This window comes from Chitinophaga polysaccharea, from assembly GCF_902150045.1.
Classification (GTDB): Bacteria; Bacteroidota; Bacteroidia; order Chitinophagales; family Chitinophagaceae; genus Chitinophaga; species Chitinophaga polysaccharea_A.
In genome coordinates, this window is sequence record NZ_CABFVU010000004.1 from 104,230 (window position 1) to 127,914 (window position 23,685).

20 protein-coding genes are annotated in these 23,685 nt (G+C 47.3%); 11 read left to right on the forward strand and 9 right to left on the reverse strand.

Features of this window, described 5'->3' with window-relative positions:
* Positions 1-13: 13 nt before the first annotated feature.
* The gene (locus FN124_RS25115; RefSeq protein WP_142687553.1) at positions 14-3,832 is read left to right on the forward strand and encodes a sensor histidine kinase; all 3,819 of its coding nucleotides are present in this window, start codon (positions 14-16) and stop codon (positions 3,830-3,832) included.
* Between the two features lie 265 nt (positions 3,833-4,097).
* Here FN124_RS25115 and plsX read toward each other — a convergent pair whose 3' ends face one another.
* The 3 genes from plsX to FN124_RS25130 are packed head-to-tail and all read right to left on the reverse strand — an operon-like array spanning position 4,098 to position 5,854.
* Positions 4,098-5,057: a phosphate acyltransferase PlsX gene (gene plsX / locus FN124_RS25120; protein ID WP_142687554.1), complete on the reverse strand. Its 960-nt coding sequence runs from the start codon at positions 5,055-5,057 to the stop codon at positions 4,098-4,100.
* Positions 5,058-5,104: 47 nt separating this feature from the next.
* The gene (rpmF, locus tag FN124_RS25125) at positions 5,105-5,299 is read right to left on the reverse strand and encodes a 50S ribosomal protein L32 (RefSeq protein ID WP_079473289.1); all 195 of its coding nucleotides are present in this window, start codon (positions 5,297-5,299) and stop codon (positions 5,105-5,107) included.
* Between the two features lie 12 nt (positions 5,300-5,311).
* Positions 5,312-5,854 (reverse strand): YceD family protein, encoded by a 543-nt coding sequence (locus tag FN124_RS25130; RefSeq protein ID WP_142687555.1) that lies wholly within the window; start codon positions 5,852-5,854, stop codon positions 5,312-5,314.
* A 244-nt stretch (positions 5,855-6,098) separates the two neighbouring features.
* Here FN124_RS25130 and FN124_RS25135 point away from each other — a divergent pair, with 244 nt between their 5' ends.
* Positions 6,099-8,519 carry a PAS domain-containing hybrid sensor histidine kinase/response regulator gene (locus FN124_RS25135; protein ID WP_142687556.1) on the forward strand — a complete coding sequence of 807 codons (2,421 nt, stop codon included), beginning with the start codon at positions 6,099-6,101 and terminating at the stop codon, positions 8,517-8,519.
* Here FN124_RS25135 and FN124_RS25140 read toward each other — a convergent pair whose 3' ends face one another.
* Positions 8,520-9,398 carry a fructosamine kinase family protein gene (locus tag FN124_RS25140; protein WP_185937368.1) on the reverse strand — a complete coding sequence of 293 codons (879 nt, stop codon included), beginning with the start codon at positions 9,396-9,398 and terminating at the stop codon, positions 8,520-8,522.
* A 15-nt stretch (positions 9,399-9,413) separates the two neighbouring features.
* Between FN124_RS25140 and FN124_RS25145 the strand changes: the two genes are divergently transcribed.
* Positions 9,414-10,496, forward strand: a complete 1,083-nt coding sequence (locus FN124_RS25145; RefSeq protein ID WP_142687558.1) for a DUF3810 domain-containing protein — start codon at positions 9,414-9,416, stop codon at positions 10,494-10,496.
* Between the two features lie 6 nt (positions 10,497-10,502).
* Here FN124_RS25145 and FN124_RS25150 read toward each other — a convergent pair whose 3' ends face one another.
* Entirely contained in the window at positions 10,503-11,450 is a 948-nt protein-coding gene (locus tag FN124_RS25150; protein ID WP_142687559.1) for an arginase, read from the reverse strand.
* 238 nt (positions 11,451-11,688) lie between these two features.
* On the opposite strand from FN124_RS25150, the gene FN124_RS25155 reads away from it, so the two are divergent.
* The 4 genes from FN124_RS25155 to FN124_RS25170 all read left to right on the forward strand — a co-directional run bounded on the left by FN124_RS25155 (position 11,689) and on the right by FN124_RS25170 (position 15,820).
* Positions 11,689-12,828: an acyl-CoA dehydrogenase gene (locus tag FN124_RS25155; protein WP_142687560.1), complete on the forward strand. Its 1,140-nt coding sequence runs from the start codon at positions 11,689-11,691 to the stop codon at positions 12,826-12,828.
* 84 nt (positions 12,829-12,912) lie between these two features.
* Positions 12,913-13,602: a YggS family pyridoxal phosphate-dependent enzyme gene (locus tag FN124_RS25160; protein WP_142687561.1), complete on the forward strand. Its 690-nt coding sequence runs from the start codon at positions 12,913-12,915 to the stop codon at positions 13,600-13,602.
* Between the two features lie 4 nt (positions 13,603-13,606).
* Positions 13,607-14,860, forward strand: coding sequence for a TlpA disulfide reductase family protein (locus FN124_RS25165; RefSeq protein WP_142687562.1), 1,254 nt, complete (start codon positions 13,607-13,609; stop codon positions 14,858-14,860).
* A gap of 657 nt (positions 14,861-15,517) precedes the next feature.
* Positions 15,518-15,820, forward strand: a complete 303-nt coding sequence (locus FN124_RS25170) for a YtxH domain-containing protein (protein ID WP_142687563.1) — start codon at positions 15,518-15,520, stop codon at positions 15,818-15,820.
* Between the two features lie 72 nt (positions 15,821-15,892).
* On the opposite strand, the gene FN124_RS25175 is transcribed toward FN124_RS25170, so the two are convergent.
* Entirely contained in the window at positions 15,893-16,624 is a 732-nt protein-coding gene (locus FN124_RS25175; protein ID WP_142687564.1) for an SRPBCC family protein, read from the reverse strand.
* Between the two features lie 200 nt (positions 16,625-16,824).
* Entirely contained in the window at positions 16,825-17,463 is a 639-nt protein-coding gene (locus FN124_RS25180) for a hypothetical protein (RefSeq protein ID WP_142687565.1), read from the reverse strand.
* A gap of 103 nt (positions 17,464-17,566) precedes the next feature.
* Between FN124_RS25180 and FN124_RS25185 the strand changes: the two genes are divergently transcribed.
* Positions 17,567-18,421: a 3-keto-disaccharide hydrolase gene (locus FN124_RS25185; RefSeq protein ID WP_142687566.1), complete on the forward strand. Its 855-nt coding sequence runs from the start codon at positions 17,567-17,569 to the stop codon at positions 18,419-18,421.
* A 179-nt stretch (positions 18,422-18,600) separates the two neighbouring features.
* Here FN124_RS25185 and FN124_RS25190 read toward each other — a convergent pair whose 3' ends face one another.
* Positions 18,601-20,352, reverse strand: coding sequence for a DUF885 domain-containing protein (locus tag FN124_RS25190; RefSeq protein WP_142687567.1), 1,752 nt, complete (start codon positions 20,350-20,352; stop codon positions 18,601-18,603).
* Between the two features lie 194 nt (positions 20,353-20,546).
* Between FN124_RS25190 and FN124_RS25195 the strand changes: the two genes are divergently transcribed.
* Both FN124_RS25195 and FN124_RS25200 read left to right on the forward strand, forming a co-directional pair.
* Positions 20,547-21,257, forward strand: coding sequence for an RNA ligase family protein (locus FN124_RS25195; RefSeq protein WP_142687568.1), 711 nt, complete (start codon positions 20,547-20,549; stop codon positions 21,255-21,257).
* Complete coding sequence (locus FN124_RS25200) at positions 21,241-22,350, forward strand: AAA family ATPase (RefSeq protein WP_142687569.1); 1,110 nt, start codon at positions 21,241-21,243, stop codon at positions 22,348-22,350. The genes FN124_RS25195 and FN124_RS25200 overlap by 17 nt, the downstream gene beginning before the upstream one ends.
* 29 nt (positions 22,351-22,379) lie before the next feature.
* Here the strand turns inward: FN124_RS25200 and dcd are convergent, their stop codons facing one another.
* Positions 22,380-22,916, reverse strand: coding sequence for a dCTP deaminase (gene dcd, locus FN124_RS25205; protein ID WP_142687570.1), 537 nt, complete (start codon positions 22,914-22,916; stop codon positions 22,380-22,382).
* 123 nt (positions 22,917-23,039) lie between these two features.
* Here dcd and FN124_RS25210 point away from each other — a divergent pair, with 123 nt between their 5' ends.
* Positions 23,040-23,660: a 4'-phosphopantetheinyl transferase family protein gene (locus FN124_RS25210; protein WP_142687571.1), complete on the forward strand. Its 621-nt coding sequence runs from the start codon at positions 23,040-23,042 to the stop codon at positions 23,658-23,660.
* The last annotated feature ends 25 nt before the right edge of the window (positions 23,661-23,685 follow it).

The window sequence follows — 23,685 nt, forward strand, 5'->3', positions numbered from 1 at the left end:
TAATACACCCGCATTGATCGATACTAAAGAAATACGGCTTTTTTTCCTGCGACACGGCTATCTCCTGATCATTGCTGCCTGGTTGTTCACCTTCGCCTTCCTGTTCAGCAACTACTGGTCTTACTACTCCTCCCCGCAGGGCGTGAAACGCAGCATGGAAAAAAGTATCCATCAGCGGGAAAGATCATTCGAAGAACTGGCAGAGGATACCGCTATCACCAGCTCCCTCTTCCAGCGCAGCTACGACCAGAAAACACTGGACAAACTCACAGGCATGGAGTACTACCTCTTTGCCTACGACTCCAATAGCACCGGCGCCTGGCTTACTTTCTGGAACACCAGCCAGGTGCAGCCGGAAGAACCTCAGGCCACACTGGAAGAAGGCGACCGGTTCATGAAGCTGAAAAACGGCTACTATGAGGTCATTACCCGTAAGGTGAAATCAGGCCCCGGCCGTGCCCAATACCTGGTAGCAGCCATCCCCGTGCGGATGGAGTATGCCATTAAAAACAACTACCTTGTCAATCACTTCTACAATAAGGAAGAACTGGGGGAAGAGTACAGCATCCTCCGGGAACAACCACAGCTGCTGGTATCGGAACATATTACCCTCCCGGTGATTAACGGAAAGGGACAAACGTTGTTTTACCTGGACTATAACGCGGGTATGCACGTGCATCCTTCCAATAACCTGAGCATATTGCTGAGGGTATTGGGCTGCATCTGCGTGCTCATATTCCTGAACCTTTTTGCCACCCTGCTGGCTAAAACCACTAACCCGCTGTATGGCTTCCTGTTCCTGTTCCTTATCGTATTCGGTATGCGGGTGCTCAGCTACGTATACCCGTTCCCGTTTAACCTGAAAGAGCTCAATATCTTCGATCCCAGGATCTATGCAAAAGATGAGATCTTCTACTCGCTGGGCGATCTGCTCATCAACGTATTGCTTACCTTCTGGATGATCCTCTTCTTCCGGGAGCACGTAAAAACCATTAACCCCCCCGTACTGAAAAAGCGATGGGCGCAAAGCCTGGTGATCATCGTTGCCAGCCTCATACTCTATATCGTGGAACAGTTCCTGGCAGATCTTATTCAAAGCCTTGTAATGGACTCCAAGATCTCTTTTGATGTAACCAATCCTTTCAGTCTTACGGAATACAGTATCATCTACAGCATCATTGGCTTCATGGTACTGGGCTTTATCTCATTCAGCTTTTTATTCTTCTCACAGATCATCAACTACCTGCTGAATGAGCTTACCAATTTCCAGTACCGCACCAAATATATCTGGCTGGCCGCTGTAGGCATTATCTGGCTGCTGTTCCGTATCCATAACCCGGAACTGCCCTTCTCCGTTACAATGGTGATATGGCTGCTGCTGTATATTGTGCTGCTCGATTTCCTGGCCGACCGTTTTGAAAGCAGCATGGCCACCGTACCTTTTTTATTCTGGCTTTTCCTGCTCACCATTACCACCTCCGGGGCACTGGTGCATTATAATAATCATAAGGAGCTGTATGCGCGCCAAAAGCTGGCGGAAGACCTGTCCAAACAAAAGGACCCTTACCTGGAAATGTTGCTGAATGATATTGGTAAGAAGATAGAACATGATGAGGCTATCCAGTATTTTTTCCAGGACCACAGTAGCAGAAGCCACCGCAAATTGGCATTCGACAGTCTCCTGTTGAAGTATTTCCAGGGCTACCTGAGCCGGTTCCGCGTAAATATTTATGCTTACGATGAAAACGGCACCTCGTTGTTTTCTGCAGATACCGTTAGCCTGCTAACCTTTAACCGGCAGATATTTACCGAATCAGAAGCCTCTCCGGCACTGGTGCCTGGTAACGATCTTTACTATTATGAGCGCAGCTTCAACGATTACAGCTATATCGCCAAAAAAGAATTTCATAACGCCAACGGGGAAGTAACCGGCTGGCTGGTATACACGCTGGTGCCAAAGCCGGTAAGCAGTGAAAGACTATACCCCGAACTGCTGGTGGAAGGGGATATGGGCGATCCCGGCCGGGAATATGCAGGCACCTATTCATACGCTGTATATGATAAGGGTATCCTTGTAACAAACAACAACGATTTTCCTTTTCCTATCCGCTTATATGCACATGAGCTGCCTGCGGCAGATGCTAGCATAAAATCCATCAAAGGCTACTCGGAACTGATCTACAAGGCCACTCCTGAAAAAGTGGTAGTAGTGGTAAAGGAAAACAGGATGTTCGTGGAATTCATCACGCTGTTTGCCTACATGTTCTGCTTATTCCTGCTCATCATTGCGGTATACAAGGCATTCGACCTGCTTATCAAAGCAAGGATGCGGCTCAGCAACCTTCGTGCGCTGATCGATATCAGTATCCGCAAAAAAGTACATGGCACTATCATTTTTGTTGTTATCTTCTCTTTCCTGATACTTGGTATTACCACCATCAAATTCTTTATCTACCGCTCTGAAATGCAGAACCGCGAACGGCTCAGCAAAACAATGAGAGATGTAGCCAAAGATGTGGAGAAGGTATTCGAGAATCAACGCGACCTGGACCAGGTAGGGGACATGTATGATTCGGAACTGGTGAAAAGGCTCACTTCTTCCCTGTCGGATATAGCCAATGAGAGAGCGCTGGATATCAACATCTACGACCGCGATGGTAACCTGCAGCTCACCACTCAACCCATGATGACCGACAAAGGCCTGATCTCCGCCAAAATTGATCCGCAGGCGTTCTACAGCTTATACCGGATGGAGCAGATCCAGTTTATCCATACGGAGTATATCGGGATAATGCCGTTCCTGTCGGGTTATATGCCTTTGCGCAATCATGATACGCATGAAGTGATCGCTTATCTCAACGTTCCTTATTTCGCAACACAAACAGAACTGAACCAGCAGATCTCCAACTTCCTGGTAGCCCTGATCAATTTCAATGCTTTCATTTTCCTCATTGCGGGAATGGTGGCGCTGCTGATCACGAACTCCATTACCCGTTCCTTCTCGCTGGTAACGGAGAAGCTCAGGCATGTGAACCTCGGCCAGCGTAATGATGAAATAGAATGGGATAAGGATGATGAGATCGGTGCGCTGGTAAAAGAATATAATAAGATGGTACGCAAGCTGGAAGTGAGTGCCGTGCGACTGGCAAAAAGTGAAAGGGAAGGGGCCTGGCGTGAAATGGCGAGGCAGGTAGCCCATGAGATCAAGAACCCACTCACGCCTATGAAGCTGAGCATTCAATATCTCCAGCGCGCTATCGCCGGCGATTCGCCCAATGTGAAGGAACTGTCGCGCAAAGTGGCCGGTACGCTTGTAGAACAGATCGAGCACCTTTCAAATATTGCGTCTGATTTCTCGGCCTTTGCCCGGATCGGTGAACCGAACAATGAAGAGTTCCTGCTCAATGAAGTATTGTATTCCCTTACCTCGTTGTACCAGGGACATGAAGACTGCGAGGTGACCTATGTGCAGCCTGCGCATGATTTTTATTTATACGCAGACAAAACACAGATGAACAGGTTGTTCACCAACCTGCTGCTGAATGCCATCCAGGCTATTCCTGAAGACCGCAAAGGGCAGATCGTGGTACGTATGCAGCTAACATCCGACAGCCACGTTATTGTGAGCGTATCTGATAATGGGGAAGGCATTTCCACAGAGGTGCAGTCCCGCATTTTTGTTCCTAACTTCACCACTAAATCATCCGGTACCGGCCTGGGCCTGGCTATGTGTAAAAATATCGCCGAACAGTCGAGAGGAGAGATCTGGTTTGAAACCAAGCTGAATGAAGGCACTACTTTTTATGTGAAGCTGCCGTTGCTGGGGCATTAATGCAGCGCGAAGTTTGTCTGATTCAGGATTAAACTGATTACGCTGATTACGCTGATTTTATTTTTTGGATTTTATAGATGATTTTAAATGATTCGGGGAGAAATAAGCGAAAGTATCCGCTTAAATCTCCCCGAATCATTTTAAATCCAAAGTAATCAAATCAGCGTAATCAGCGTAATCAGTTTAATCCTGAATCAGACAAACTTCGCGCACAAAAAAAACGCCCCGGAATCCCGGAGCGTTCGTTAATAATTTCCTGATGCTTTTATTGTGCGTCATCCTTCGACACTACAAAGCTTTCTTTAATTTTCTCCAGCAGTTTGCTTTCGATCATTTGCTGCGACAGCTGTATCATGTTTTTGAAGGCAGTTTCCTGGGAAATACCATGACCAATAATTACTGGTTTGGAAACGCCCAGAACAGGAGTGCCGCCATATGATTCAGAATCAAATTTCTTCATGTAATCATCCTGGATATTGCGTCTTAAAGCAATATCGTGGAATGATTCGGCCATTTTAAGGACAATGTTCCCGGTAAAGCCTTCACATACAATAACATCCGCTTTTTCGGAGAAAATGTCTCTTCCTTCGATGTTGCCGATGAAATTAATTTGTTTGCTTTCTTTTAATAGCGGGTAAGTTGCCTGCGCGAGCAGGTTGCCTTTGCCTTCTTCTTCGCCGATATTCAGTAAACCAACTTTAGGATTTGGTACCTGAAGAATATGTTTGGAATATAGGGATCCAAGAAGGGCAAATTGGGCCAGGTTTTCAGGTTTGCAGTCGGCGTTGATACCTACATCAAGCAAAAGGCCGTACGTACCGTTTTCACGGGGTACCAGAGTAGATATAGTAGGACGTTGCACTCCTTCTATGGCTTTAATGGAATAATAGGTGCCCACCATCATGGCGCCGGTATTACCTGCGCTGATGAAAGCATCTATTTTTTCATTTTTCAGTAAATGAAAACCGATAGAGATGGAGGATTGTGGCTTCTCTTTCAGCGCCTTGGTAGGGTGTTCATCCATCCCGATTACCTGGGATGAATGAACAACTGAATATTTTGATTGGTCCAGCTGTGCCGCTGCTAATAACGGAGTTAACTGTTGCTCATCTCCAATTAGAACCAGGTGCACTTCAGATGCAACAGTGTCTAAATATAATTTTACTCCTTTTACTGCTTCTGTGGGCGCGAAATCGCCACCCATCATATCAAGCCCGATTCTCATGTAACTCAAGGTTTGTCTTGTTAGCTCGGGTAAAAATAGTAAAATAATTATTTAGCTGCGCTCTGTTTTTCCAACACTACTTTTCCTCTGTAGTACAGTTTGTTTTCCACCCAATGAGCACGGTGTCTCAGGTGCACTTCACCGGTTGCGCTATCTGTGCTTAATGTATCCGCTACCGCCTTATAATGCGTTCTTCTCTTTGCTGATCTTTGCTGAGAATGTCTGCGTTTAGGATTTGGCATTTTATTTAATTTTTAATTGTCCTTAAATTTATCCAATCCTTTCCAGATTGGGTTATCGTTTTCTTTTGCCTGCTGGTTCATTTGCTCCAGCATTTCAATCACTTTCGGATTACAACCGCTTTTGCCATTGGCATCGTCGGGATGTATCCTTTGCATTGGAATGCTCAGGTGAATGAATTCGTATATATACGCTGCCACATTCAAATGGCTTTCTGTTTTCTGTATATACGATACATCCGGATCTTCTTCTTCACTTGCCAGCTCTTCAGGGTTCTCCACCAGTTTTACAATCTGGTTAAAGTCATCCCACAGCTGCATCTCAAAGGGCTCTCCGCACCGGTCGCAGGTAACAGTTACCTTGCCGCCTATCGCAAATTTCAGTAAGAAAAAGTTACTCTTCTTGTCTAAAGTGAGATTTACGCTCACTTCACAGTTACTGAAATCCCTCGGCTCCTCGAAATTATCAAAGAAACGCTCTCCGATTGCATACTGAAATGAATGTTCCCCTGGGTGTAATCCTACAAAGGCTATATCAAATTCGCGGAGTGGTTTCATATCAATATCCTCACTTTTAGAGGGATGCAAAGGTAATTAAATATTTGCAATTGCAAAAATTTCATAAATTTGTTCACTAACGATATCTTATTTATATATATATTTATATCATAAAATATCAGCCATATTGATGTGGTGAACATCCAGGCGTGAGGCGCAAAGGTACGTAATTAGCTTTTATCTTATACCGGATTTTCACAATTAATGATTTATTGAAAACCCGTATCCCCATTCCATCAGCAAAATGAAGGCCACAGGAAGATACAGTAAGAAAATAACTGCTACTGATAGTACCGGCCTGCCGCTAAACGGGGCCCCGGATATCTTTTCCCTGCCCATAACGGCCTGGCTCAACAGCAATAGCGCCGGGTTATTGGTAACCAATGAAAAACACCGCTGTATATGGGTAAATGAAGCCTTCAGCCGTTATATGGAAGGGAATACCCCTCTCAACTGCACTTTCCCTGAACTGATCCGCTATTTTAAGCCCATGGTGGCCGAGCACCTGCCCCTGGAATCAAAAATGAAGTCCCTCCGCCGGGAAAAAAAGCCCTGGTTCGGATGGGAAGTGCCTTTCCGCAACGGGCAAACCTGGGAAGTCAATTATCTCCCCGTTTTCAACGGCAAAACTTTCAGCGGCAGTATCTGGCAGGCGGTAAATATCACCCGCCGGCATAATGTTCAGGAGGAAATAAAACGCAACGAAGAAAAGTTCAGGGTGATCCTCAATAACCTCAACGCGGCCATGTGCGAAACAGATGTACAGGGAAATATCACCCGTGTATACGAAAGCTTCTGCCGCCTCTCAGGGTATAAAGAGGAAGAGCTTATCGGTAAAGATATCACCGACGTATTTGTGCCGGAAAATAACCGGGCCTATGCCCGCGCCCTCCGCAAAAAGCGTCTCGAAGAGAACATGCCCCTTGTGTACGACATGGAAATAAAGCTGAAAGACGGCTCCAACCGCTGGATCCTCGCCAGCTCCGCTAATATATACGACCGTCATGGCAATATCACTGGCGGGGCAGGTATCCATATGGATATTACGGACCAGAAAAAACTGCAGCAGGAACTGGAAACAGCGCGCCGCCAGGCGGAAGATGCACAGCGCGCCCAGAAAGATTTCCTGGCCAGTATGAGCCACGAGATCCGGACCCCTCTCAATGCCATCATCGGCATGGCACACCTGCTGGAGGAAACACAGCTGGACCCGCAGCAGCAGGAATATGTGAATATCCTCAAAAATTCCTCGGGCATACTGCTGGGCATAGTCAGTGATATTCTCGATATTTCCCGCATAGAAGCCAGGGAAATACAGGTTAACCAACGCGAATTCAACCTTCGTGAACTGATCCAGTCTTTACGCAATACCTTTGAGCTCAAACTGGGCCGCCGCCCGGTGAAAATAACCGCTGAACTGGATGCCGCCCTCAATACCTGGCTTATTGGCGACGACGTGCTACTGAACCAAATACTAATCAATTTGTTAGGTAATGCAGAGAAGTTCACTAATGAAGGTGAGATCGCTGTCACTGCCATCCAGGAAAGCTGGCAGGATAACAAGCTCTGGATACGCTTCCGGGTAAGTGATACAGGCATCGGTATTAAAAAGGATAAACTGGAACTCATCTTCAGGAACTATAAACAGGCGGAAGGCGATATCCGTGAAAAATATGGCGGCACAGGTCTGGGGCTCGCCATCGTAAAACAACTCGTGGAGATCCAGGGTGGCACTATCACTGTGGAAGAGCTCCCCGGGTTTAATACCTGCTTCAGTTTTAATATCCCGTTCCTGGATAGCCGCCGGCCGCTTACCGTAAATACCGGTAAACTGAGCAGGAAACTCCTGCAAAGGTCATTCGAAAACGCCAGGGTACTGGTGGTGGAAGATAACCAGATGAACCTGCGCTATATTATGAGCCTGCTGGAAAAATACAGGATCAATTACCAGCTCGCTACCAATGGCCCGGACGCTACCTGGTTCCTGGAATCACGGCAATACGACCTTATCCTGATGGATATCCGTATTCCCGGCATGAATGGCATGGAACTGGCACAAAAGATCAGGGCAGATGAAGCACAGCCCAATGTAGCCACACCGGTGATCGCTACCACTGCGGTAGCGATGGAAAGTACGGCCACTATGGCAAGGGCTGCCGGCATAACAGACATACTTACTAAACCTTATACACCGGATCAGTTACTACAGATTTTTAATAAATATCTCAACGAAGAAGAAACAGAACTAATAATGGAAGAAGTGCAGAATTTAAGCGGATTTGAGTTTAATAATGATTTGGACGTCAAGTATCTCACAGATCTATATGAGAGCAATATTTCCTATGCCGCTGACCTGTTTGAAATTTTTATCAGAACTATCCGTGATGAAATCGCCAAACTGCAATCAATGGTGGATAACCATGAATGGGAAGCCATGAAATTCCAGGTGCATAAGCTAAAACCGAATTTCGCGATGGTAGGCCTCACCTGGATCAGCGCCAAAATGCAGGAGCTGGAAAATTATCTCCGTATCAACCAGGACCTGCATAGCACCGAGATCTGCCGGCTTTTTGATGAAATCACTGCAGATGTAAACCGCTACTATCCTGTAGTGGAAGAAGAATATGGTAAGATGCGCGATTTTATTGATACGCACGGGGAATGATCAGTACGATTGCAGCACCTCTCTGATACTGTTGTAATAATTACCGCCAAATAAAATGAAATGTACCATCAACGGGTATAACTGGCAAACGCCAATCCGTTGCTGCCATCCCGGCTGTAAAGGATAAGCGGCCTGGTAGGCATAATAGAACCTGGTGTCAAAACCCCCGAAAAGGCGGGTCATGGCCAGGTCCATTTCCCGGTGCCCGTAATACACCGCCGGGTCAAAAATACAGGCCCGCCCGTTACTTCCCACCATAAAATTGCCCGACCACAGATCGCCATGCAGTAACGCAGGCGCCTCTGCCGGGAACAGCTGTGGTAGCTGCCGGCATAACCGCTCTACCTGCTGTACCAGCTGCCTGTCAACCAGCTGCTGATCGTACGCCATCCGTATCAGCGGCAACAAACGGTTAAACGCATAAAATACAGGCCAGCTGCTGTAAGGCGTATTATACTGCTTCAGGCTCCCCACATAATTTGTTCCGGCATACCCATAGTGGGGCTGTGTTACACGATGCTGCTTCGCCAGGGATACGGCAAAATCGTCCCAGAAATCAGCCACAGCCTGCCCCTTGGTCAGGAACTCCTGCAACAGGTAAGCCCGTCCGCCTACACTGCCATATGCCAGCGGCTTTGGTGTATGCAGCGCTTTGGCGCCCTGCAGCTCCAGCAGGCCCGCATGCTCCTGCCTGAACATATCCGGGTATTTCACCGCATCGTTCATCTTAATAAAAAAATAACCCTCGTTGGTGGCTATACGAAAAGATTCGTTAATATCGCCACCATGCACGGTTTTTGCTTCATTAATATGTATTTTTACTTTCAATTGTTCGGAAAGTGCCGCGCTTAACTGTTTTTGTAGAATTTCATCTATCATGATCCGCCACATTATATGGAGACAAAAGTCCGGATTAAAAAGAAAATCGTCCGTATTGTACTAACACTTACGGCTATACTGTTGTTGAAAGGATTATTCGCCTGGAGTAACCGCTTCGGCGATTTCTACTTTCACAGGTGGTACAACTGGAGTAGTTTGGCGTTCAGACAAGTAACAGGTATAGTTCCATTTAGTATTGGCGATGTAATATATACTGCCTGGATTATCGGAGGAATACTCTATTTGTTAAAACTATGTTATAAACTCATCCGTGCCCGTTGGGAGGACCTGGGTTTCCAGCTGCTCCGCGGGGTGCAGTTCCTACTGAATGTTTACCTGGCCTTCCTGGTGCTATGGGGTTTTAATTACGAGCGCAATTCCCTTGCCCGCGATACCCGCCTGGTTACCGGTAACTATAACACGCAGCAACTCTATCAATTGTCGGATACCTTGTTACAGCTGGTTAACCTGGAAAAAGCCAATACCGGTGATACCACCGGTATCATGAAAACAGATACCACCGGCAAACCCGTTTTTGAGCGCGCTGTTGCCGCTTATGACGCTGCTGCAAAAACGTGGCCTGCCCTGCGTTACAGGGCGCCCAGCATCAAGCCGGCCTTATTCGGGCACTGGCTTAATTACCCCGGTGTTACAGGTTATCTTAACCCGTTCACCAACGAAGCACAGGTGAACACTACTGTTCCGGATGTATTGCTGCCATTTGTTTCCTGTCATGAAATTGCACACCAGATAGGTTATGCACCTGAAGAAGAAGCTAATTTTGTAGGTTACCTGGCGGCTACCAGTATTCCGGATAGCCATTTCCGTTATGCCGCCAATTTTGATATGTTCCTTTATAGTGTGCGTCAGCTGGCGCGTCGGGATACCACGCTTGCCCATAATATCTGGCAAAGGGCACTCCCGGGCGTAAAGGCTGATTATAAGGCTATCATCGATTTCTATGAGCCTTATACCGGGAAAGTGGATGCCTACTCTTCTTTCCTGTACGACCGCTACCTCAAAGCCAACAAACAGGACAAGGGTATACGCAGTTACAGCGAAGTAACCGGCTGGCTTATCGCCTATTTCAAACTATAACAAGTATTAGTTCATCATCAGCACATTCACGCTGCGCTGCAGGATATTAAAGGCTATTTCCGCCATCAGGTTTTCCCGGTCCAGCGTAGGATTCACTTCCGTGATCTCAAAGCAGCAGATCTTGCGGTGCTGCATGAACTTGGCGATCAGATCTTCCGCTTCCCGCTCGCGCAGGCCGTTACTTACCGGCGTGCCGGTGCCTTTGGAAATAGAAGCATCCAGGCTGTCCACATCAAACGAAACATAGATATACTCGCAATCGCTCAGGTAACGGAATACGGAACGGGAAATATTTTCCGGTCCTTTGCGGCGTACTTCACTGGTAGTGATCACCTTCATTCCATATTGCTTGATCAGGTGATCTTCCTCTTTCTCATAATCCCGGAGGGAGATGAACACAATATCTTCAGGAAGCACCTTCGGGGCTATTTTCCCGATGTTCTTCAGGGCATTCCACATTTTGGCGGTATTTTCATCCAGGTCGTGCACCTTGCAATCCATATTGTCTTCCGCAATAGCTGTAGCCAGCGGCATTCCATGCATATTGCCGGAAGGCGTGGTATAAGGCGTGTGAAGGTCGGCATGCGCATCTATCCATATCACTCCCAGCTTGGCCTTTGGATGTGCCATCTTTAAACCGGCAATGGTGGCGCCCGCCGTGCTATGGTCGCCTGAAAGCAGTACAGGGAACCAGTTGGCCTTTACCGTTTCGCATACACTTTTACTGATGCGCTCATACATGTTAAATGTGCCTTTGATCCTTTTGGCATAAGGCGATTCAATAGGTTCAAACAACAGCTTATTTTCCGTTTCAATTGCTTCGGTGGGGAAGTGTACAAAAAAGTTGCTCATAAAGTCCAGCGCGGCAATCTTAATCGCATCTACTCCCAAACTGGCGCCACGCGTACCTGCTCCTATTTCTGATTTTACTTCTATTATTTTAATGTTCTTCATAAAAATAGCATTAAAGGCAAGCTACAGGATTTTATGTGAACGCCCAAAGCAGCCAAACGTGTAATGGTGAAAAACTTGCATATAATATCTGAACCAAATCCAATACAGTAGCGTTATTGTAGCGATTTGTTCAATATTTACCCGGTTCTGGTTGACAACATTGAATTTTAACAGGGCTATTTTTTTAGCTGCTGATTTATAAATAATTTGAGTGGATTACCTTATAAAATTATACACCATGGATTTTCAATTGACGGAAGAACATCTGATGATACAAAAGGCAGCGCGTGATTTTGCTGTCAATGAGCTGTTGCCCGGAGTAATAGAAAGAGATGAGCACCAGAAGTTTCCTGCAGAACAGATTAAAAAACTGGGAGAACTCGGTTTCCTCGGTATGATGGTAAGCCCTAAGTATGGTGGGGCCGGACTGGACGCGATCTCTTACGTGCTGGCAATGGAAGAAATATCCAAGATAGATGCTTCCGCCTCTGTGGTTATGAGCGTAAATAATTCCCTGGTGTGCTGGGGCCTCGAAACTTTTGGTACAGAAGAACAGAAACAGAAATACCTGGTGCCCCTGGCATCTGGGCAGATCATCGGCGCATTTATGCTCAGTGAGCCGGAAGCCGGATCGGACGCCACTTCCCAGCGTACCATCGCTGAAGACAAAGGTGATCACTACCTGCTCAACGGTACCAAAAACTGGATCACCAACGGCAACTCCGCCAGCGTATACCTGGTAATGGCCCAAACTCACCCCGAAAAAGGAAGTAAGGGCATCAACGCCCTCATCGTGGAAAAAGGAATGGCTGGTATCACTATCGGCGCCAAGGAAAATAAACTGGGTATCCGTGGCAGCGATACCCACAGCGTCATGTTCCAGGATGTAAAAGTACCCAAGGAAAACAGGATAGGAGAGGATGGCTTCGGGTTTAAATTTGCTATGAAAACCCTTGCCGGCGGCCGTATCGGTATCGCCTCCCAGGCGCTGGGAATCGCCAGTGGCGCATATGAACTGGCCCTTAAATACTCCAGGGAAAGAAAAGCATTTGGTAAGGAAATATCCCAGCACCAGGCTATCCAGTTCAAACTGGCCGACATGGCCACCCGCATAGAAAGTGCGCGCCTGCTATGCCTCAAAGCCGCATGGGATAAAGATCAGCAGCTCGATTATACCCTCAGCAGCTCCATGGCCAAGGTGTTTGCCTCTGAAACCGCCATGTGGGTAACCACTGAAGCAGTGCAAGTGCACGGCGGCTATGGCTACGTAAAAGAATACCACGTGGAGCGCCTTATGCGCGATGCCAAGATCACCCAGATCTATGAAGGCACCTCCGAAGTACAACGCATCGTTATCAGCAGAAGTATCCTCGCGTAGCTTACGGCGGATGTTGTCTGACTCAGGGTAATCAGCGTAATCAGTTTAATCCTGAGTCAGACAAAATCCGCGTATCTTTGCGCGATGGCAATCAATTTAGAAGCATACCACGAAGTACTTAGCCGGCTAAAACCATTCCATGCCCGGCTGGTGGCCGTTTCAAAAACGAAACCGGCAGAGGATATTGCTGCGTTCTATGCAGCAGGACAAAGGATCTTCGGGGAAAACTACGTACAGGAACTAACTGAAAAACAAACGCTTTTACCAGCCGACATAGAATGGCATTTTATTGGTCACTTGCAATCCAATAAGGTTAAGTTCATCGCGCCGTTTGTACATACCATTCATGCAGTAGATAGTTTAAAACTACTGCAGGAAATCAATAAACAAGCCGCCAAACATCAACGGGTCATTCACTGCCTGTTACAGGTACATATTGCGGCAGAAGAAACAAAGTTTGGTATGGATGCAGAGGAGTTACAGCAACTGTTACAAACTTACCAGGCCAACCCATCTGCTTTTACACAGGTGCGCATTGCCGGAATGATGGGCATGGCCACCAATACTACCAATGAAACACAGATCCGCGAAGAGTTCCACCAGCTCCACGAATTATTCGGATCTGTTAAAACCACTTATTTTAATAACGAACCGTATTTTAAAGAACTGTCCATTGGTATGAGCGCCGACTATCACCTCGCCCTGCAGGAGGGTAGCACCCTGGTACGTATCGGCAGCCTGCTCTTTGGAGAAAGGAACTATTCAAAATTGTAATCTTATGAGAAAATTATCCATCTTCATGGCAGGTATGGGCCTGGCTTTCACCGCCTGCAATACCGGTCATACTGCTAAAAGTCTTGCCAATGGTGTGTGGCAGGCAAAACTTCACCGCAACGACGGGGCAGACATTGTTTTCAATTTTGAAGTAAAAGATACCGCCGGCAAAAAAGTACTCTATGTACTTAATGCAACAGATAAATTACTGGTAGATGAAGTGACCGTAACAGGCGATTCACTCCTGATCAAAATGCCTTTCTTTGATTCGGAATTCAAGGCAAAGCTTAGCTCCGACAGCGCCGCAGAAGGCCTCTGGATCAGGCACCTGGCCGATAAGGATGTAAGCATTCCATTCTCCGCTATAGCAGGTAAATCAGAACGCTTCCCGGTTAACACACCGGCCACAGCCAACGTGTCCGGCCGCTGGGTAACCCGGTTCGTATCTTCAAAGGATAAAGACAAAGAACCGTCCACCGCTATCGGCGAGTTCAAACAATCCGGCAACACCGTACACGGTACTTTCCTCACCACCACCGGCGATTACCGCTTCCTCGACGGGGTAGTAGACGGCGATAGTCTCCGTCTTTCCACCTTCGATGGCTCCCATGCCTACCTCTTTACGGCCCGCGTGGAGAAAGACAGCATCACCGGCGGCCGTTTCTTTGCCGGCATCGGCGACGGGCTGGAATACTGGACCGCCGTGAAAAATGATACCGCCAAACTCCAGGATGAAAGGACCATTGCCACTATGAAACCAGGCCAGCAGCAACTGGATTTCAGCTTTCCTGATCTTAATGGCAATAAAGTAAGCATCAAAGACGACCGCTTCAAAAATAAAGTGGTCATCATTACTCTCATGGGTTCCTGGTGCCCCAATTGCATGGACGAAACCGGCTTCCTCAGCAAATGGTACGAGAAGAACAAAGACCGCGGCGTGGAAGTGATAGGGCTCGCCTATGAACGCACTACGGACTTCGACAAGTCCAAACGCGCGCTGGAAGGCTTCCTGAAACGCTTTGATGTGCGCTATCCGGTACTGATCACCGGTGTAACGCCCGCCGATCCTGAAAAAGGAGAGAAAACGCTCCCGCAGCTTACCGGTATCAAAGGCTTTCCTACCACCATCTTCATAGATAAAAAAGGGAACGTACAGGAAGTACATACCGGCTTTTCAGGTCCCGGAACAGGTGAGCATTATGAGCAATTCCAGGCCGACTTTAACCGCCTGGTTTCCAATATGCTTGATGCAAAGTAGTACAGATCATGTCCACCTCTGATCCACGTTAAATGCACGGGCTGAGTCAGACATAAGCAAAAGTTAAGCTACCGCCAGGTATCAGCTACGCAGATCTTGTCTGATTCAGGATTATGATCCTGAGTCAGACAAATTATTTTCCTGTTAACATTCCGTTTCATACCTGGTGTTTTTCAGATATTCGGGCTAAAAAGATATTATATAGAAGATATGAGATAATTGTATAATATTGTGCCGGAACACACGAATCCTCTCTGGTATTTGCTTTCCGGGGAGGATTCACTTTTTAATAAAATTTATTATTTCATTTCTTTCAAAAAGGTTTGAAAAATACCAGAATGTAATTATTTTACTGCTCCGTTTGACCTTTTATAAATTCCATTATCTAATACGCTTATCTTATCCACCTGCCGGGACAATGTCAACTCTGATGTTGTCCTGGATAGCGTTCCTTCGATTTTTCACGATATTGATACTGGTACATTTACTCTCCCTTAGCAGGTGGTTTTCTTCCCTCTCCAATCTTACTATAACATTTCCTTATGATCGGATCTTCTCTCCCGGTTTTTAATGGCCTGATATTTGAAAAATTAAGCTTTGCAGTGTGAATGAACCATGCACACCGATCATTTGTTAAACCATTAAAATCCAGAAACTATGTCTACAACGAAATTTCTTGCAGGTGCTATAGCCGGCTTAACTACCGGTTTGGTGATCGGATTATTGACCGCCCCCGATAGTGGTGATAAAACACGCAAAAAAATTAAAACAAAGGCGGACGACTGGCGTCATAAGATCAACGGCCTGGTTGGAAAAGGAGGAGAGGATTTATCTGATCTGAAAGAAGTATTCGAACATGAAATAACCGGTTTGCAGGACGATGTACGCCAAAGGGTGCTCAAATTGATCAATAAGAGCCAGGGCGTATACAACAGGTTCAGAAGGGAAGCATTATCATAATGATGGATTACATAAAAAAAGCGGAGATAATAAACAGATAGTTCATTATCTCCGCTTCCTTCTTCTCTCAAATTATTTAAGGATCTCGCCGGTTTCCATATAGTTTTTAAAACGCTTGATATCTTTCACCAGCATATTTTCAAACGCCGGATTTAACAGCCAGGCCAGGCCTGAGCCTACATAACCCGCTGGTGGCCGGTAGGTGATCATCACATCAATTTCAGTTCCGCCATTAAAGGCCTCGCGGAAAGTAACCCTGCCCGCCGTAGCGATGGAAGATCCCGGCAATGACCGCCAGCCAATCAGTTCTCCCGGTACCTCTTTCACAATTTCAGCGTCCCACTCAAGTGTACCAATGCCTCCCGGCCCTTTTACTACCCAATGGGAATGGAACGGATCTGTTTCCTCTACCGACTGCAAATGCTTCATAAATACTGGCAGGTTGTTCAGCTGCCGCCAGAAATAATATACTTCTTCCTTTGGATTATCAATGGAAACAGTAGTCCTGATATTTACAGAGGCAGTATGCCTGTCGGGTTTCCGCTTGCCGAGAAGGCCGTTTATCAGGTCGTTGCCGCTGATTCCCCTGTACAACAGGTAACCGGCTCCCAGCAGTTTAAAGAGGCTGGATATGGGCGATTTGTCTACCTTGCTGATCGCATTGCCTACCAGCCATGCGCCGGTGAAAATGGACACAATCCTGCCCTCGGGTGTAACATTGATGATATTAGAGCTATCATATAAGGACCCTGCTTTTGGTTGTTGTGGATCTTGCAATTGAAGTTGTTGTGTTAAGGAACTCATATATACAGTTTGGGGAACTTACAGCTAAAACCCTGCACTTTTATTAAAAATGTAATAATTTATTGATATTTAGTAAGATAAATATTAAAATAATAATTATGATCCTGTGGCACATCTGTCACGGTGCGTAATTTCTTACACAGTGGCATAAATAATATTTTCCCGGCGGCATAAGCTACAGGGAACCGGAGAAACATTTTTCACCGGTAGGAAGCCATCAACACATTAAAAATCTGTTGTCCCCAGTTAGGCGCCAATGCACTATCTGGTTTGAATGCAGCAAACCTGGCCGCCGTAATATCAACAGTGGGTTTGGCCCGTTGCTTACCGCCGCCGAAAATAGCCGGGGTGTAATAGATATTCAGTGCTTTTACCAGCCAGGCCCTGGGGTTGGTGGAATCGGCCACTATCGCCTTTTCTGCATAACTCCTGCTTTGCGCGCCCAGGGAAGCTCCACGGGATGGGGAGGCGTTGATCCTGGCCGACAGCCAGTAGCCCATCAATGCCAGTGTTTCGGTATTACCTGGCTGCATTTGCAACGCCTTCTTTACAAAAGGCCCGGCTTCCTGGCATAATGCCTCGGCCTCTTTTTTATCTGATTTGAACGATAACTGTGTAGCTGCCCAGCCGGCGTAATATTGTAGGAGCCATTCCTCCGGATGCGCCTCCACCAGCGCAATAAGCGTGTCTATCCTGGGTGGCCATGCTGCGGGTTCTGCAGATTCCAATACCTGTAACTGCTGCTCCAGCACCTGCTGCCAGTTGTTATTCTCCTGTCCGTAAACGACTGGGGCCACCAATACCCAGAAAAGGAAAGGTAAACGTAATAGTGTTTGCATAAGAAAGTACGTCAGTTTCAGCTGTTTTAACGAATTATATGCCAGATGCGTCTTGCATTTCTCTGGGCGAAGGGGTATCTTAACCCTTTAAATAAAAGAATACATGAAAAAAGTATTGACCGCGTTACTGCTGCTGGCCGGCCTTCAAAGCTCAGCGCAAAAGGAAATTGCCCCTAATAAATGGCTGAAACTCTTTAATGGCAAGGACCTGAAAGACTGGGACATCAAAATAACCGGGCATAACCTGAACGATAACTACGGCAACACCTTCCGGGTAGACAGCGGCATGCTGAAAGTAAGCTATGATCAATACGACGAGTTTAAAGAACAATACGGGCACATCTTCTATAAAAAGAATTTCTCCGCTTACCTGGTAGTAGTGGAATACAAATTCACGGGAGAACAGGTGAAAGGCGGCCCCGGATGGGCCTTCCGCAACAGTGGTATCATGCTTCACGGGCAAACCGCAGCTACCATGACCAAGAACCAGAATTTTCCCATCTCCCTGGAAGAACAACTCCTGGGCGGCAATGGAAAAGATCCCCGTTCTACTGCAAATCTCTGCACCCCTGGCACTAATGTGGTAATGAATGGAAAACTTATTACAGACCATTGCATCAGCTCCACTTCCAAAACCTATCATGGCGATGTATGGGTACACGCGGAAGCCCTCGTATTGCGCGACTCTGTGATCAAACACATTGTGGAAGGAGATACCGTTATTGTATACAATAAACCGCAGATGGGTGGCGGTGCTGTATCCAATCCGCAACCCGGGCTGTTACAGGAAGGCAAACTGCTGACCGAAGGCTCCATTTCCCTGCAGAGTGAAAGTCACCCGGTGGCCTTCCGGAAAGTAGAACTGTTTGACCTGTCGCCCTACATCAATGATCCCGTTAAACTGAATAAGATCCTCCACCTGCTGCAACACCGGCCGGGAGCGAAGAAGGCAAAATAACGTGATGATGCGGACGTGGCGGCTTCGGTGGCCGGGGTGGTCTTCTTGGCGGCACACAGCTTGCCGCCACAAACAACAGGAAGACAGCCAGTACAGATAATGATCGCTTACTCATATAAAGGCGTTTACAGCTGGTAAGGCAAATCGGGTACCATTTTTCCGCGACAAACTCCGTCCGCTTAAAGCATCAGCTGGCGGATATATTTCACCGGTGCGCTGCCATAGCTCAGGAATTTTTCGTTAAATGTTTTCAGGTTGTAATCCTTGCCCTGCTTTTGTTTGTAGGCTTCGCGCAGGTCAATGATTTCCTTGTAACCGGTGAAATAGCTGGTGAGCTGCACGCTTGTTACACTTACCCTTTTCCATTTACCTTCTGCTTCTGCGGCCTGCTGGAAGGCTTCTTTGGTAAGCAGATGAATGGCATCTTCCTTACTCATATCTTTTACATGCACACTGTAATCCAGGATGGTATTACATACCGTGCGCAGGTTCCACTTGTACCACATCAGCCACATTTCAGGTGCATTGTTTCCATAACCGTTTTCAAGCATCATCTGCTCAGTGTATACGGCCCATCCTTCAATCATAGCGCCATTGCTCATGAGCGACTTAATCAGGCTGGGTGATTGATTGGCATACACCAGCTGTGTATAATGGCCTGGGATCGCCTCATGGATATCCAGGATCTGGAGGATATAATGATTGTATTCACGCAGGTAACTTTCTGCTTTATCTTTTGGCCATCCTTCCAGGCTGCCTACGTTGTAGTAGGTATTGCCGCCTTTGTCGTAGGGGCCGGGCGCACTGATAGATGCACCCGCCACACCCGCCATGTAAGCAGGTTCTTTACGCACTACCAGCGGCTTGGACGGATCAATGTATAACAGGTCTTTTCCCTTGATAAATGCGATGAGCGCAGGCAACTGTTTTTCTATGGCCAACTGGAATTCTTCCGGCTTCACATGTTGTACAGATAGTGTATCGATCATGCGGCCTATAAGTTCCAGTGAATCGGCAGGCATAGGCGTATTGCCAAAATATTTCGGCCATAACTGCCGGCTGATCTTTGTCATTTCGCCATGTACAAACGCCTTGCGTGCAATGGCTGAATCGTAGATCTGCCCTGCGGTAAAGGACGATTGTATGTCGTATTTGAATTTCTGATCGTACAATGCTTTACCTAAACGGAAGCTGCGCGGATGCTCCGGTTTCAGTGCTTTCAGCCATGAGGTATACTCACGGATTGTCCTGGTAGCCGTTTTTGCACTGGCCAGCATAGCCGCCTGCTCTGCTGCCGGAATGCTGGTTTTCTTCAGGGAATCTGCAAAGTCTTTTTCAAATACCGATAAGCCGCCGTTGTTCTGATCTATAGCCAGTGAAGTAAGCTCCGGTACGGGATCCTTGATCTGTTTTTTTGCGGCTTCATAATAAGCCGGGATGTTCTGCAACCTGCTGCCAAAGCTGCGCAGCCTTGTTTCCAGGGGAGCGTAGTTTTCGTTCAGGATAAAGGCAAACGTGTTACTTACGTTATAGGAAGATGGATCCCATTCACTGCTCTTCTGTTCCTTAATGCTCCATTGTACTGATTCCAGGTAATTCTGTATCAGCTGGTAATCAATTTTATTGGCGTCGCTCAGCGAAGCAAGGTCGTATGACTTCAGCGAATCCAGCTGCTGCTGTGCAAATGCCAGGCGGGCTGCGGTTGCTGCGCTGTCGGGTACCACCAGCACGGAATCATACTTATGATAACCTACACTGGTAGCCCAGTCGGGGTTCTCTTTCCAGAGGGCGTCGATAAAATGTTCCTGGTATTTACTGAAGGTATTGTTCAGCGTACTGTCGGTACTACTGGTTTGGGTGCTGCTGCTGTTGCCGTTGTTGCAGGCTGCAAGCGTAGCAGCAGCAGTAGCGCAAAGGAGGAGTTTTTTCATCGCAGAGGATTATTGTTGTTTTTTCAAAAGCCTGTGTAATATACTATTTAATTATTTTCTTTACTTTTGCGGCTCATTAATTAAACTGCAAACACTTGCGCCATGTAATGTCACAGGCATATTAACTTATTCCTTTCGCCGTTCCTTCCTGGAACAGGCCTGTGAAACTATTGTTTAATTTAAACCCTGATAACATGGCAATTTCTCAGAAATATGGCCGTACCTGGCATTATCCGTTTTCACCCGGTACTACAAGCGATGACCGTATCCGGCATGAATACTGGGATTCGCTGCAGCAGATACCGGTGCTGATCCACACGGAAAAACTGGACGGTGAAAATAATTGTTTATCCCGCTACGGGGTATTTGCGCGCTCTCATGCAGCGCCCACTACTTCTCCGTGGACGGAAAGTATCCGCCGTTACTGGCAAATTATAAAGAACGACCTGGGAGATCTGGAGATCTTTCTTGAGAACCTCTACGCTGTGCACTCCATTGAATATCATAACCTGGATCATCACTTTTATGTGTTTGGCATCCGGGAAGGCGATCAGTGGCTCAGTTGGGAAGAAACCGGTTTTTATGCGGCTATGCTTGGCCTGCCCCTGGTGCCGGAAATCAAGCGAATAACGCCGCCGGCTGTACGCCGCGACTTTGAAGAGGATCTGCTTTCACTGGTGAATGGTCCCGGCGCTTTTGATCCGCATGATGTGCATACCGGCCTGCCGGCTACGATGGAGGGTATCGTATCCCGCAATGCGAATGGCTATGCCGTGAGCGATTTTGCAGATAACCTGTTTAAATATGTGCGTAAGGGGCATGTAAAAACAGACCGGCACTGGACCCGTAATTGGCGCCGTGCCAGGTTAAACAACGAAGGAGGTAATTATGTGGCAGCTCATTGAAAATAAAGATTGGAGGCACCTCGAACATACATTTGAATGGGTGCGGGTAATGCAGGAAGTGCCGCAGGATGCACGGCACCATGCAGAGGGTAACGTGGCCGTACACACGCAGATGGTACTGGAGGCCCTGCAGCAATTACAAGGGTATAAAGAACTGACGGCGGCGGACCAGGAGCTGATGTGGGCTGCGGCGTTGCTGCATGATGTGGAAAAGTACAGCACCACTGTTATTGAGCCCAATGGCGCTATCACCTCTGCAGGCCATGCCCGCAAAGGCGAAGTACGCGCCCGGCAGATCCTTTACCGGGAAGTGCCGGCGCCCTTTCCTGTACGTGAACAGATCGCCAAACTGGTGAGGTACCATGGCCTGCCGCTCTGGATCTTTGAAAAACCAGATCCGCAGAAAGCGCTGATCACGGCCAGCCTGGAAGTGAATACGCGGCTGCTGGCGTTGCTGGCACGTGCCGATGCGCTGGGCCGTATCTGCACCGACCAGGCGGACCTGCTGTACCGGCTGGATTGCTTCGAAGAACTGTGCAGGGAAAACAACTGCTGGGGCCAGCCACGTCCGTTTGCCAACCCTCAGGCCCGGATGGAGTACCTGCTCAAAACGGGCGGCTCGCCGGACTATGTGCCTTTTGAAACGCTGCAAACGCCGGTGATTCTGATGAGCGGCCTGCCGGGCGCAGGAAAGGACACCTACATCCGTCGGCATTATCAGCAACTGCCGGTCATCTCCCTGGATAATATCCGGCAAACCATGAAAATAAGCCCTACCGATAAAAGTGGCAATGGCACGGTGATCCAGGCCGCAAAGGAACAAGCCAGGATATATCTCCGGGAAAAAAAATCCTTTGTGTGGAACGCTACCAACATCACAAAACAGATGAGGGAACAACTGATCAGTCTTTTTATAGCGTATGGGGCGGCAGTAACGATTGTATATGTGGAAGTGCCGGCGGCGAAGTTGTTGCAGCAAAACCGGCAGCGGGAAGCAGTAGTGCCGGCGGCAGCGATGGAGCGGTTGATCAGGAAGCTGGAAGTGCCTACCAGTGCAGAAGCGCACGAACTGAAAATAGTGGTCAGCAGTTAGCCATTGGCTATTGCTGACCATTGCTTTTATTAAAATTCATTCCGCCACATCATGCTTTCCACCGGTTTTACCGTGCGGCCATTGTATTTGGCGTTTCCTTTTTTATTGTAGAAAGTTTCCACTTCGCCTTCTACCACGAAGTAGATCAGCTGACCTACCGGCATTCCTGCGTATATGCGTACAGGTTGTGCACAGGAAATTTCCAGGGTCCAGGTGTTGCAGAAGCCTACATCGCCCTTACCGGCAGTGGCATGAATGTCGATACCCAGCCGGCCAGTACTGGATTTACCTTCCAGGAACGGAACATGTGCATGCGTTTCGGTATATTCCTCTGTTACGCCGAGGTAAAGGGTGCCGGGCTGCAATACAAACCCTTCCTCCGGGATCTCGAAATGATCGATTTCATTGTGCTTGCGCGCATCCAGCACACGGTCTTTGTAGGTAGCCAGGTATTTACCCAGGTGTACATCATAGGAATTGGTACCCAGATATTTCCGGTCATAGGGAGCAATGACGATAGTGCCTTTTTCAATTTCCTCCAATATCCGTTTGTCTGACAGAATCATGCTTAGGTTCGTTTAGTTTTAGTGAGCTGTATTGTTAGCTATTTATTTTCAGCTGTTGGCATTTAGTTAAAGACCTGTTGCCAAAAGCTGTTTTTCTGCTTTTTTGCTTTAATTTGGCAAGATATGCCATTAATACGAACGATACAAATTGATCCGGAAACGAAGCTGGGTGTATGGAAGATAACAGAAACGGAAAGCTTTTTCCAGGAGAAGGTGAATATCAGCCGGGCTATTCACCATCCGCATAAACGCCTGCAGCATTTTGCGGGCAGATATTTGCTGGTAACGCTTTTTCCGGAGTTTCCCGTTAAGGAAATTATGGTCACCAATAGCCGGAAACCTGTACTGGCCTGTGAAAGTCATCATTTTTCCATTTCTCATTGCGCTGATTATGCCGCTGCTATTGTAAGCACCAAAGCTGCGGTAGGCATCGATATTGAAGAGGTGAAGCCTAAAATAGAGTTGGTGTCGCATAAGTTCCTGTCGCCGGCAGAAAGGTCGTTTATTGATCCTGCGCATGAGCTGTCGCATAAAACGATCTGCTGGAGCGCCAAAGAAGCGATGTTTAAATGGCATGGCCGGGGAAGCGTTGATTTTAAAGAGAATATGAAACTGCATCCCTTTGTTTTTCAGCATGCCGGTTTCATCACTGCCGATTTTAACAAACAGGATACAAATACCCGTTTATATTTGCAATATATTATGGAAAATGACCTATGCCTGGCATGGACTCATCCTGCGTGAGGAAAGATTTTATTAAGCACTGTCG